This window comes from Halocynthiibacter styelae (assembly GCF_016123485.1).
Classification (GTDB): domain Bacteria; phylum Pseudomonadota; class Alphaproteobacteria; order Rhodobacterales; family Rhodobacteraceae; genus Halocynthiibacter; species Halocynthiibacter styelae.
Map to the genome: position 1 here is coordinate 20,301 of NZ_JADCKQ010000009.1, position 12,555 is coordinate 32,855.

12 protein-coding genes are annotated in these 12,555 nt (G+C 54.5%); 2 read left to right on the plus strand and 10 right to left on the minus strand.

Annotated elements, in window-relative coordinates; genetic code table 11:
• Positions 1 to 136: 136 nt before the first annotated feature.
• The gene (locus H1D41_RS12225) at positions 137 to 1,528 is read right to left on the minus strand and encodes a calcium-binding protein (RefSeq protein ID WP_228849174.1); all 1,392 of its coding nucleotides are present in this window, start codon (positions 1,526 to 1,528) and stop codon (positions 137 to 139) included.
• Between the two features lie 132 nt (positions 1,529 to 1,660).
• Complete coding sequence (gene kdsA / locus H1D41_RS12230; protein WP_228849175.1) at positions 1,661 to 2,479, minus strand: 3-deoxy-8-phosphooctulonate synthase; 819 nt, start codon at positions 2,477 to 2,479, stop codon at positions 1,661 to 1,663.
• A gap of 123 nt (positions 2,480 to 2,602) precedes the next feature.
• On the opposite strand from kdsA, the gene H1D41_RS12235 reads away from it, so the two are divergent.
• Positions 2,603 to 2,947 (plus strand): RidA family protein, encoded by a 345-nt coding sequence (locus H1D41_RS12235; RefSeq protein WP_228849176.1) that lies wholly within the window; start codon positions 2,603 to 2,605, stop codon positions 2,945 to 2,947.
• Here the strand turns inward: H1D41_RS12235 and H1D41_RS12240 are convergent, their stop codons facing one another.
• From H1D41_RS12240 to H1D41_RS12275, 8 genes are all read right to left on the minus strand, one after another.
• On the minus strand, positions 2,948 to 3,409 hold the full coding sequence (locus H1D41_RS12240) for a very short patch repair endonuclease (protein WP_228849177.1): 462 nt from the start codon (positions 3,407 to 3,409) through the stop codon (positions 2,948 to 2,950).
• A complete protein-coding gene (dcm, locus tag H1D41_RS12245; protein ID WP_324250280.1) occupies positions 3,402 to 4,421 on the minus strand; it encodes a DNA (cytosine-5-)-methyltransferase in 1,020 nt (339 codons plus the stop codon). Before dcm ends, H1D41_RS12240 begins: the two co-directional genes overlap by 8 nt.
• Before the next feature lie 155 nt (positions 4,422 to 4,576).
• Complete coding sequence (locus H1D41_RS12250) at positions 4,577 to 5,491, minus strand: carbohydrate kinase family protein (RefSeq protein WP_228849178.1); 915 nt, start codon at positions 5,489 to 5,491, stop codon at positions 4,577 to 4,579.
• Complete coding sequence (locus H1D41_RS12255; protein WP_228849179.1) at positions 5,488 to 6,543, minus strand: ABC transporter ATP-binding protein; 1,056 nt, start codon at positions 6,541 to 6,543, stop codon at positions 5,488 to 5,490. The genes H1D41_RS12250 and H1D41_RS12255 overlap by 4 nt, the downstream gene beginning before the upstream one ends.
• 1 nt (position 6,544) lies before the next feature.
• Positions 6,545 to 8,029, minus strand: coding sequence for an argininosuccinate lyase (gene argH / locus H1D41_RS12260; protein ID WP_228849180.1), 1,485 nt, complete (start codon positions 8,027 to 8,029; stop codon positions 6,545 to 6,547).
• 79 nt (positions 8,030 to 8,108) lie between these two features.
• Entirely contained in the window at positions 8,109 to 8,981 is an 873-nt protein-coding gene (locus H1D41_RS12265; protein WP_228849181.1) for a carbohydrate ABC transporter permease, read from the minus strand.
• A 1-nt stretch (position 8,982) separates the two neighbouring features.
• Positions 8,983 to 9,876: a carbohydrate ABC transporter permease gene (locus H1D41_RS12270; RefSeq protein WP_228849182.1), complete on the minus strand. Its 894-nt coding sequence runs from the start codon at positions 9,874 to 9,876 to the stop codon at positions 8,983 to 8,985.
• Between the two features lie 73 nt (positions 9,877 to 9,949).
• Positions 9,950 to 11,197: an extracellular solute-binding protein gene (locus H1D41_RS12275; RefSeq protein ID WP_228849183.1), complete on the minus strand. Its 1,248-nt coding sequence runs from the start codon at positions 11,195 to 11,197 to the stop codon at positions 9,950 to 9,952.
• Positions 11,198 to 11,340: 143 nt separating this feature from the next.
• Here H1D41_RS12275 and H1D41_RS12280 point away from each other — a divergent pair, with 143 nt between their 5' ends.
• Entirely contained in the window at positions 11,341 to 12,540 is a 1,200-nt protein-coding gene (locus tag H1D41_RS12280; protein ID WP_228849184.1) for an ROK family transcriptional regulator, read from the plus strand.
• Positions 12,541 to 12,555 lie beyond the last annotated feature (15 nt).

Here is a 12,555-nt window from a genome sequence, read left to right on the forward strand (position 1 = left end):
TCTGACACGATTTTCTGACTTTTTTGTCTGCCACTTCATTTCCCGGACATCACCGGTATTTTGCTACAGGAGAACGCAAAAGCCCTGCTGCGTTAAGCAGCAGGGCCATGTTTGCACTGTTCAGAGGTGGTTCAGATCATTCGACCACGGTCGACGCATTGTTCAGTGTGATATCTCCGACAGCAAGTGTCTGACCACCCGTCACAAAGGCCACTTCCACGCCATCTATCAGAATACTTGCCCCGGTGTTTCCGGCATCAACTTCAAGCGTAACCACCGGCGCATTGGCAGGGTCAGTCCATTCAACATTGAGCTCAATATTGTCATCTGCCGGATCAAAGTCGCTGATGGTCGCGACGTCGTTGACGCCTGTTCCCGCATCATTACCAATCCTGAAGGTGTCACTACCTGCACCACCGATACCCGTATCACCAGCGCCCAGCAAAAGCGTATCATCGCCTTCACCACCATCCAGTGTGTCAGCACCTTCATCGATGCTGGGGTTCTCGTTATCGGTATGGTTCTCAGTGAAACCGCTCAGGAAGTCGTCGCCAGCGCCTCCGTTGATCGTATCTGCGCCAGAGCCGCCATAGAGATTGTCATTATCATCGCCGCCATTGATCGTATCAGAACCACTGCCACCGTGAATGGTATCCTCGCCGACACCACCATCCAGCGTGTTCGTACCACCGTTGCCGCTGATTGTATCATCACCTTCACCACCCGTTACGGTGTCGTCCCCATTCCCGGCAGAAATCGTGTCATCACCTTCGCCACCTGAAATAGTGTCATCGTCATTGCCACCATTCATCGTGTCGTCGCCAACGCCGCCATCAAGCACGTCATCGCCGTTGTTGCCGTTTACGGTGTCATCACCTTCGCCACCGGAAATAGTGTCATTATCAGTCCCGCCGGAGATAACATCGTCACCAACACCACCGGTAATCTGATCTTCGCCATCGCCACCATTGATGGAATCATCACCTTCATCACCAGTGATGACATCGTTCCCAGTGCCCCCGGTGATCTGGTCATTGCCCTCGCCCCCGGTGATCTGGTCATCCCCATCGCCACCGTTCAGAGCATCATTCCCGATTCCACCATCAATAATGTCATTGCCGCCATCGCCATTGATCTGATCATTGCCAACACCGCCTTGCGCAGTATCGTCACCATTCCCGCCAGTGATCTGGTCATTGCCGTTGTCACCATAGAGAAGGTCGTTACCTTCGCCACCAGACAGGAAATCATTGCCATAATTTCCGTGCAGCTCATCGTCACCTTCGTGACCGGTGATCTGATCATTTCCAAGACCAGCCTGCACAAAATCATCACCGTCAAGGAGGGTATAACTCCGGGCTGTGGTATCAGTATGGGTATAACTGTCATTGTCGTTAGACCCGGTTATATTGGTGGTGCCTGTGGGTGTGGACGTACTGTCGTCGTCCCCCCCACTCAAAAGGGCAAAAAGCAATGGCCCTAAAAATAAAAGCGCATTGCCTAAAAACGCCAGGTCCATCCCCGCCATAATCGCTACTCCTGCTCAACTAATATGAGTATTTATTTACTCTTGTTGCAGATTGGATAGCAGAATTCCGCCAATTCTGTCAAAGTGAATTGGCGGAACCAAGGCTATGCTTTCGGGGGATATGCGAAAATGTCACCCTTTGACGATCTGATCCACAGCCTTCAGGTCTTTGAGAAGATCAGCCATCTGAGCCAAAGGCACCATATTCGGGCCATCGGATGGCGCATTATCCGGATCTTCGTGGGTTTCGATGAACAGGCAGGACGTGCCCACAGCCACAGCTGCACGCGCAAGTGGCGGCACGAATTCGCGCTGTCCGCCAGAAGTGGTCCCCTGCCCGCCTGGCAGCTGCACGGAATGGGTCGCGTCAAACACCACCGGATACCCTGTCTGCGCCATGATCGGCAGGCTGCGCATATCAGACACCAGCATATTATAACCAAAGCTTGTGCCGCGGTCCGTCAGAAGAATACGTTTGTTGCCGGTGCTTTCCACCTTCTGCGCGACATTTCCCATATCCCATGGCGCAAGGAATTGACCTTTTTTCACATTCACCGCTGCGCCGCTTTCACCGGCAGCCAGCAAAAGATCTGTCTGACGACACAGAAAGGCCGGGATCTGCAGAATATCCACATGTTGTGCGGCGCGGGCACATTGGGAGGCCTCATGCACATCGGTCAGCACGGGAACATCAAACTCATCCCGGATCGCGGCCAGCATATCAAGCCCTGCTTCAAGCCCAACACCCCGTTTAGTGGTCACCGAAGAACGGTTGGCTTTGTCAAAGCTTGCCTTGAAAACATAGGGGATGTTCAGATCTGCGCAGACTTCTGCCATTTTACCAGCAATCATCCGGGCATGATCAAGACTTTCCAGCTGACAGGGACCGGCGATCAGTGCAAAGGGCTTGTCATTTGCAATTTCAATGCCGCGGATATCAACTGTGTTCATGGCTCTGCTTTCCTGAAGGTGGGCTTATGTGATCTCTACACAAGGCCGCCGGTGAATGCCAGCACCCGCATTGACAGTCGCAGGAATTCGCGCAGTGTAGCGGCAACCAAAAAGGAGAAATCTATGTCCATCACCCGCAAGCACCTGAGCGCGCGTTCCAGCGCAATCGTCATCCATAATGATACAATTTACCTGAGTGGCCAGGTTGCTGAAGGCGCCGACATTCAGGAACAGACAAAGATCATGTTGGGCAAGGTTGATAAGCTTCTGGAAGAAGCCGGATCCTCCAAGTCGCATCTTCTGCAGGCCGTTATCTGGCTGTCCACAATGGAGAATTTTGCTGCGATGAACGAAGTCTGGAACGCCTGGATCGATCCTGAGAACCCGCCGGCCCGCGCCTGTGGCGAAGCAAAACTTGCCCGGGACGAATTGCTGGTCGAAGTGATCATTACTGCTGCAAAGCCCTGATCAGTTTTGAAAACGCCCCCGGATCTCAAACATGGGATCCGGGCCACGCAGCCAGCCCGTCAGCTGATCAGCGACCTGTTCCGGGGCCAGACGTCCCCGCCCTTTCAAAGCGCATTCCCAGACCTGCGCAACGCGCCAGCCCTGATCCCGCAATGCCGCAATATTTCGCTGGTCACGCGTGCGGTTCCCAGTCAGCTTTTCACGCCAGAAGTCCTGCCGCGTGCCAGGCCATTTAAACATCGCACACTCGTGCAGATGCCAGAAACAACCCTGCACAAAAATTACAGCGTTATATTTCTTCAGAACAAGATCCGGACGGCCGGGAAGTTTCTTTCCCTGCAGGCGATAGCGAAAACCACGTTGCCAGAGCAACTTCCGCACAATCAGTTCAGGTTTCGTGTCGCGCCCCTTAATGGCACGCATATTGCGCTTACGCGTGGCGATGTCGTGGACATCAGCCATTTTGATCCACAGCCACCTCGATATGGGGACGCATGATCCGTGCAACCTCTGCAAAAACCGGCACAGCGACGGAATTGCCAAACTGCCGGTAGGCCTGGGTGTCAGAGACCGGGATTTTAAAATCTTCCGGATAGCCCATGATGCGGGCGCATTCCCGGGGTGTCAGCTTACGCGGGTTTCGCCCGGGCTGAGCGACCAGAATTTCAGAACCGTCTTTATAGTAGCGTGCAGAAAGCGTGCGGCAGGTATCATCTGGCCCCACCAGACCAAACCCAAAACCATTGCCTTTGGCCTTATGCTTGGCCGCGTAATTCTGCAGATATGACCAGAGCTTGTCAGACAGAGTATATTTCGCGGCAACCAATGCATCCGGACCTGCGGTAAAAGGTGGCACAGGCAGCTCCGCCCCATTTTGAGGGTGCAGTACACGGGACATCTTTACCTGACCTTTCGGCGACAAGATCATATTATCAAATGAAAAATCGCACTCCTCACGAAATCCGACAATCACAATCCGTTCACGATGCTGTGGCAGAAAATGCAATGCGTCAATCACGCGGGTGTGGATATGATACCCAAGGTCATCGCGCAATTTTCGCTCAATCACTTCCCATGTACGCCCCTTATCGTGGCTCATGAGGTTTTTAACATTTTCCAGCAAAAAGGCCGCCGGGCGATGATGTTTCAGAATGCGCAGCACATCAAAAAACAGCGTCCCCTGGGTTTCATCATCAAACCCATGCGCGCGGCCCAGGGCATTTTTCTTGGATACCCCGGCGATGGAAAACGGCTGACAAGGGAAGCCAGCCAGCAACACATCATGGGCAGGAATATCTTCCGCGTCCACCTGCTGAATATCCCCGACAACAGGGCGATTATCCGGGTAATTCGCATGATAGGTTTTCTGGGCAAAGCGATCCCATTCCGACGTGAAAACACAGGTGCCGTCAATGCTTTCCATGGCCCGGCGCAACCCGCCGATACCCGCAAATAAGTCAATAAACCTGAACATGCTGCCCCCGATTGTCATTCGCCGGACTATGCAGGGATCAGCATCCGGCAGCAAGAGTGAGTTAAAGCGCATATTGAATTACAAAGCGAAATGCGGACATTCTGGTTTTCTGGTTTTCTAGTAGAACTCGTGTGAAATGACACAAAGTCAACGCTCTAAGCGTTTGAAAGGCTACGCGCCTGCCCTTCCTGCATCAATGCACCGGTTCCACCCACCGCTGCCACGGCAAGGGCACCGCATTTATTCCCCTGCAACAAACACTCAGGCACTGGCAAGCCCGCCAGCCAGCCATCCAGAAATCCCGCATTAAATGCGTCTCCTGCTCCGGTTGCATCAATGACATCAACAGCTTCAACGGGCACATGGGCCTGACCACGCGGGCACCAGGCCCCGGCACCATCAGCCCCCTGTTTTACAATTGTCAGCGGTGCCGTGCGCAACGGCACGCCAATACTTTCAAGCCAGGCCTGTTCCGCCCGATTGGGCAAAAACACATCGACCCTGGCAATAAGTGGTAAAACTTCATCCCGGGTCAGACTGTCATCCCAACCACAATCCAGAGAAACTGTCAGGCCCAGATCCTGTGCGAGATCCAGAATCTCAGGCATTTCAACAAGTGTCGTCATCTCACCAATGTGAAGGTGAGATAGAGAAATCTCTTCTACATACTCCGTTTCCGGCAAAGTCGCTGCCGGACCGGCCCGACGTGTGATAAATGATCTGTCCGCACCATCAGGCAGAACCACCGTCACCTGTGGATCATTCCCCGGATCTGAAGGCGAACACAGGCTGAGATCCGGGCCAAGTTGCGCCAGATCACCTGTGATTGCTTCCGTAAACGGGCCGGTCGGTAAAGTCGCACAGAGGTAAGCCTCTCCCCCAAGCGCGGCCAGCCAGGCCGCAGTGATCGCCGCCCCCCCCCCAGGCGCAAGCCTGAGACCCGGTGCAAATAGTTCAGTACCCTGTGCCGGCGGGCCGTCAATGCCGGAAAAGACCAGATCGCAATACAGCCGCCCGATACAGAGAACGCCGCCATCCCGCCCGACAGGTCGCAACTGTGCACCACTCATTTCACAACCTCGCCGGTCAGGGCATCAAAGAGATGGATATTCTCAGCCAGTGCCCCCATTTTCACAACTTCCCCAACTTCAGGAGGATTTTTTCCGGGTGCGCGTAAAATGACTTCGCCCAAAGTCGTTTCAACATAAAGCAACGTTTCCGGGCCAAGGGGTTCGCGCAGTGTGACATGGCCTTCCAGTAAAGGATCGGCCGGGTTCAGCATCAGATCATCCGGGCGCAAACCCGCTTTCAGCGGCATGCCCTCTGCCAGATTCGCAGCAGAAATCGGCAGGGCCATATCCCCCAGCATCACCCGTCCGTCCCGCACGCTTGCCGACAGCATATTCATGGAAGGTGCACCGATAAACTGCGCCACAAAGATGTTGACGGGGTTGCGATACAGTTCTTCCGGCGTTCCGACCTGCTGAATATGCCCGTCTTTCATGATCACGATACGATCCGCCATTGTCATGGCTTCAACCTGATCATGAGTCACGAAAACCACTGTATTTTGAATGCGTTGATGTAACTTCTTAATCTCAAGTCGCATTTGGGTGCGCAGTTGTGCATCTAGGTTGGACAGAGGTTCATCAAAGAGAAACACCGCCGGATTTCGCACCATGGCGCGGCCAATGGCAACGCGTTGACGCTGTCCACCTGAAAGCTGATTAGGGCGGCGATCCAACAGATCTTCCATATCAAGGATCTGCACAACTTCGCGGATGCGGGCCTCTTTTTCGGGCTTTGACAGCTTGGATGTCCGCAAACCGAAGGCGATGTTTTTCTTCACCGTCATATGCGGGTAAATCGCGTAGTTCTGGAACACCATAGCGATGTCCCGGTCTCGGGGTTCCAGGTTATTAACCACACGCCCGCCAATATTAATCTCACCCACAGAGACATCTTCAAGCCCGGCAATCAGGCGCAATGTCGTGGATTTCCCGCAACCCGATGGGCCGACAAATACGATGAATTCGCCAGAGGCGATCTCCAGATCAATGCCCTTCAGAACCTCGGTTTTGCCGTAGGATTTGCGCAGATCGGAAAGGGTCAGGCTGGACACATCAGGCCTCCTTCAGGGAATTAAATACGGATTTCAGGGCCTCTGCCGCAGATGCGCGCCGGGTCAGACGGGCATCTTGTTTCAGACGCAGATCAGCCTGATCCCGGGCGTAGATTGCAAAGGCTGCCTCCAGCGCGGGCAATGCAGGCCCACCCGGACGATCACGACGCGCGATGAAACCTTCCGGGGAAACTGCTTCAAGAAAGGCCTGCTGATCCAGCGCGGTTTTCCGACCAGTCTGGGTGCGGAAAGCATCTGTGAAAGCATGATATCCGGCCTCAAGCCCCTGCCCCATGGCGATCACTTCTTTGGCCACAGTCGCGGCCACCTCATGAGCTTCGCGGAAGGTCAGACTTTCATCGCGCACAAGCGTATCGGCCAGTTCGGTGATCGTCACACAGGCCGCATTCATATTTGCACGCACGCGGTCTTCATTGATCGTCACCGCCGGGATGAAAGCCGTCAGAAGTGCCGCGCAACGCATGGCGCTGTCAAAGGCGGCATAGCCCCCCTGCTGCACCTCGCCTTCGCTATCGTTCATATCGGTGAACGGCGTGTTGTGCATTGTGGTGACCACAGCCTCTGCCCGGCCACACGTCATACTGGCGAGGTGGCGCATATGTTCAATGGGTACGGGATTGCGCTTCTGCGGCATAATGGATGAGATCTGCACAAGCGCACCCGGCACATGCAGCTGCCCGACCTCAAAGGCGGACCAGAACTGCATGTCCTGGATCAGACGCCCGAGATGTAGGAAGGTAAGCTTGATGGCGCTGTAGAGACCTGTGACGTAATCCACGCTGGCGATGCAGCCATAAGAATTAAGCAGCGGTTCACTGAACCCCAGAAGTTCCGCCATACGGGCACGATTGATCGGAAAGCCGGAAGTGGTGATGGCGGCGGCTCCCATCGGACAATGGTCAAGCCCCCCAGCCGCTGCTTCCAGACGGGTGATATCACGCAGCAACACTTCAAGTGCCGCGGCAAGGTAATGACCGAAGGTCGTGGGCTGTGCAGGCTGGCCATGTGTCCAGGCGGTGATCAGGGTGGATTTTTCTGCCTGGGCCTTATCCAGCATAGCCGCGCCCAGCGCGTGTAATTGTGCGATCAGGGTCTCTGTCCGGCTTTGCAGCGCCAGTTTAAACAGAGTGTGATCCATATCATTGCGGGACCGCGCGGTGTGCAATGCCCCACCAAGGTCACCCAGATGGTGTTTGAGTTCAGCTTCGACAAAGAAAAAATAATCTTCATGTTCGCCGGTATAGGTCAGCGCATCGGGATCGGTTTCTGCTTCGATCTGAGTGAGGGTTGAAGCGATCTTCACAGCATCACTGGCAGTCAGGATATCTTCTTCCCGCAGCATCACCAGATGGGCCCTATTGATCGCCATCATATGCCCGGCGTAATGGGTTTTTACCCCTTCAAAGAGCGGGGCAAGCACGGTGTCTTTGTAGACGGGGTGCGGGAATGTGTCGGTGTCAGTCATTCTGGAAAACTTTCGCAGTGGGGGCCACCCCCCCCCCGGAGTATTTATGGAAAAGATGAAAAGATGTGTTCTGCATGGGTTATCCCTTCAGCCCGGCCATGACGACGCCGCGAATGATGAAACGCTGGAAGACGATAAAAACAATCAGCGTGGGAATCGTGGAAATCGCAGCACCGGTCATGATGAGTTCCCAGGCGACGTCTGCTTCATCGCCAAACCCGGACAGCCCCACGGGCACCGTATACATTTCAGGTGAATTGGTAACAATCAGCGGCCAGATAAAGGCGGTCCAATTGCCAAGGAACACAAAGATCGCAAGCGCGGCCAGGGCGGGTTTCACCAGAGGCATGGCGACGGACCACCAGATCTGCAGTTCATTCAGCCCGTCAATGCGGGCGGCTTCGAGGAAATCATCGGGCACAGTTTCAAAGAACTGCTTCATCAGGAAGGTGCCAAAAGCGGTCATCAACCCCGGGAACATAATGCCCCAATAGGTGTCGAGCCAACCGAAATTCTGGGACATGATATACCAGGGGATCACCAGCATCTCTGTCGGGATCATCAGGGTCGAAAGGATGGCGATAAAAATGATGTAGCGGCCCGGGAATTTGAATTTACACAGGGTATAGCCCACCAGTGAATCAAACAGGATGTTTGACACCGTGGTGATCACCGCGATGATGATCGAATTCATGAACCAGCCATAGAAGCGCCCGTCTTCCAGCACATAGGTGTAATTCTCAATCGTGGGCTCATCCGGGATAAGCTTGAGGTTATAAACCTCATGCGGCCATTTCAGGGAAGTCGAGATCATCCAGGCAATCGGCATCACCATGGCAATTCCGCCAAGGAACAGCAGCAGCCAGCGGATATACTGGCCATAGCTGCGTTTCACCGGGGCCTTGGTCGTCAGAAGCGTATCGCTTGAAGGGCGTATGTCAGTCGCGGTCATCTTAACGATCCCTCAGCAGATACAGTTGCAGCAGGCTTACACACAGCAGGACCGTGAACAGAACCACCGTCTGTGCCGCCGCATAACCCATGTTAAAGCCGTTAAAGGCTGTGTCATAGATCATCAGAACCAGGGGCTTGGTGGAGTTCAGGGGACCTCCGGGATTGTTTGTCGTCATGTTAAACACATGATCAAAGATGCGCAGGAAACCGATGGAACTGAAAACCGTGATAAAGATGATCGTCGGCTTCAGCAGCGGGATGGTGATCTGCGTCAGGATCGTGAAGCCGGATACACCATCAATGCGCGCGGCCTCATAGTAGCTTTGTGGGATCGCACGCAGGCCCGCCATGAAGATAATCACCTGAAACCCCAGCCCGGCCCAGACCGCAGGCGCAAGCACCGCAGGCAGGGCGTTGGTGGTAGAATTCAGGAAATTGATCTGCGGGATGCCAAAACTCGCGAGGATATTGTTAAAGATCCCTACGGGCACCGGCTGATAGAACCAACGCCAGACCCAGGCCATGGCAACCGCGCTTGTCATAAAGGGCAGGAAATACAGCATCCGGATAAACCCGTGCATAAAACGCACGCGATCCAGGTGAAAGGCAATCAGGAAGCTGATCACAAGACTTATGGGCGTACCCAGCAGAAGGTAAACGAATGTGTTCCTAAAAACCTTCCAGAAGACGTCATCATGCCAGAGCTTTATGTAATTTTCCGCCCCGGCCCAGGTCCGGTCCCCCAGAAGGTTCCAGTTCTGAAAGCTCAGCAGGATCGCATTACCCGTGGGATAGAAACGGATCACCACATAGAAGATCACCGGCAGGGCCAGAAGTCCCCAGGCCCAGAGGATATGTTTCTGACGGATGGTCAGGTTCTGTCGCAAACGCATGAAAGTCTTTCCGGGTGTCAGGGGTACTGCATGCCCCCACCTTCCGGCAGGGGCGCACAGTAGCAGAACAGGATCAGTCGGCGTAATATTCGTCGAGTATCACCTGCTCTTCTTCAGCAGCGGTTGCTAAAGCTTCGGTAAGCGGTAGATCTTCAATGCTGACGCGTTGCACCATATCCATCAGAACCTGACGCTGCGCGCTTTCATTGGCAAAGATCGTTGTATTTGCATATGCAAGACCACGGATGAAGGGCCCGTAGACCTCGTGGTTGGCATTGGCATCGGTCATGCCCACAGATGGTTTCGCAGGCAACTCCCCGACCACATCAAGCCAGATCTGCATCGCTTCATCCGACGTGACATATTCCATGAATTTGACCGAAGCATCATAGCGTTCGTCTTCGGCCTTTGTCGTGATCGCATTGACCCAATAAGACGAATAGTTCGACCGCATCCCTTCCGCATTGGCAGGCAGTTCAGTCACGCCCCAACGCAGCCCACGCACTTTATCAAGCGCGCCAATACGGAATGACCCGTCAATATGCATCCCGGCCATGCCTGCTTTGAACGCTGCCTGGGGTTCATCCATGAAACCTGCGGCGGTTACGCCATGTTCTGCTTCCAGCCCGGTGTAGAAGGCCGCAGCCGCCTGACCGGCGTCCGTGTTGTAGTTCACGGTTTGATAGTTGTTTTCATAAGGATCGCCGCCCATCTGACGCACCAGAACCTCGCGGAACCAGTGGTGATCCTGGGCATTCATACCCGTGGTAATCCCAACCTGTGTGATATTGCCCGCACCATCGCGTTTCGTCAGCTGCCCTGCAATTTCAACAAGTTCATCAAGAGTTTCCGGTGGGCTTTCGATCCCTGCCTCTTCAAAGAGACGTTCGTTATAGAACAGCGCAAGCGAACGTACAGCTGTTGGCAGCGCCCAGTACTGATCGCCATCCTTCATAGCCTGCACCATCGGGAAGAATTCCGCATCAATGCGCGCAGGGTCAAAAGTATCAGCAGGCAGTGGCTGGATCAGCTCGGCCTCGACGTAATCATTCAGCCAGCCGTAAAACAGCTGCACCACATCCGGTCCCTCGCCTGCCGGGATCGCAGCGGCAACCTTCGTGCGGTAATCCGCATAAGGGAAATGGGTCATATTGACGGTGATGTCCGGATTGGCAGCCTCGAAGTTTTCGATCAGTTGTTCCATCGCAGTGACGCGCGCGTCAAAGAAATACTGCCAGTATTCGATCTCAACCGCCTGTGCGCTGCCGATGGCTGCAAGGCTGACCGCGCCGCTCAGTAAATATGTCTTTAGTGCATTCATTCCTCTGCCCCTCCCTGGCTGGCCGAAATCCTCCCCGATTCCGGCATATTCTGCCAGGATACAACCATTAGCAGAATCTCTGGATGAGATATGATTAACTCAATCATGTTGAGTTATCAAGTGCCCGGTGCTAACCTCACCTTATGACATCAGTATCCCGCAACACCAAACGCCAGAGCGCTGGCGCAAATTCAGAACGCACACGCCAGCACAACAGTAAGTTTGTGCTGAGTACGCTTCGCCATGCACAAACCCAGGGCGACACCGCCGGGCGGGCTGAAATTGCCCGACTTTCCGGACTGTCGATCCAGGCTGTCAGCAATATCATCGCCGATCTTGAGCAACGCGGACTGATCCGGGCCTGCGGCAAGCGAAACCAGGGACGCGGGCAACCCGCAGTGCAATATGAGATCTGTGCAAATGGGGCTTATGCGCTGGGGTTTGAAGTGCGCCCTGATGCGCTTTTCTGCACCCTCCTTAATCTACATGGCGAAACAATGTGCCAGAAACGCAGCGCCCTGATGCGCGCGACACCTGACGCGGTGGCACAGGCCATGCGGGAAACAAAAACCACCATCCTTGCGGAACCAGGCCTCGCGCATGAGAAAATTCTTGGGGCTGGTATTGTTATGCCCGGTCCCTTCGGGACAACCGGGATCAGCGGCCATGATTCTGAACTACCGGGCTGGCAGGACATTGAAATTACGTCCTGGGCCGAAGATCTTCTGAACCTGCCGGCACTGATTGAAAACGATGCAAATGCCGCCGCAATGGCAGAACGCATATCCGGGGTCACACAGGGGTTACAGCATTATGCCTGCCTTTACTTCGGCGCGGGACTTGGGCTTGGGGTTATCAGCAATGGACAGGCCTTACATGGCGCACGGGGCAACGCCGGTGAAATCGGACACATCCGTATCGCCCTTCCATCCGGCGCGCAGCCCCTTGAAGCTGTTCTCAGTCGGCTTGCCCTGCAGGATCACCTGAAATCAAATTCCATCACGGCAGACACATCTGAAGATATCGCCGCACTGTTTCACGCAGACTGCCCGGCTCTGCTGGAATGGCTTAACCTCGCGCGGATTGCGCTTTGCGAAGCCATAAATCTGATCGAAAATCTGCTTGATCCATCAACCATCGCCCTCTGTGGGGCCATGCCCAGCGCATTGTTGGATGCGCTTGTAAAAGATCTGCCCCTGAACCCACATTCAGTTGCAGCCCGGCCTGAACGCATGCTCCCACGTGTCATCCGCGGCAGCTCTGGTCCAATGACCGCTGCACTGGGTGCGGCAGCACTTGTATTGAATGACGCGTTTACACCGCAAATCACCACTTCAACCTGAAACCATTTATCAGGG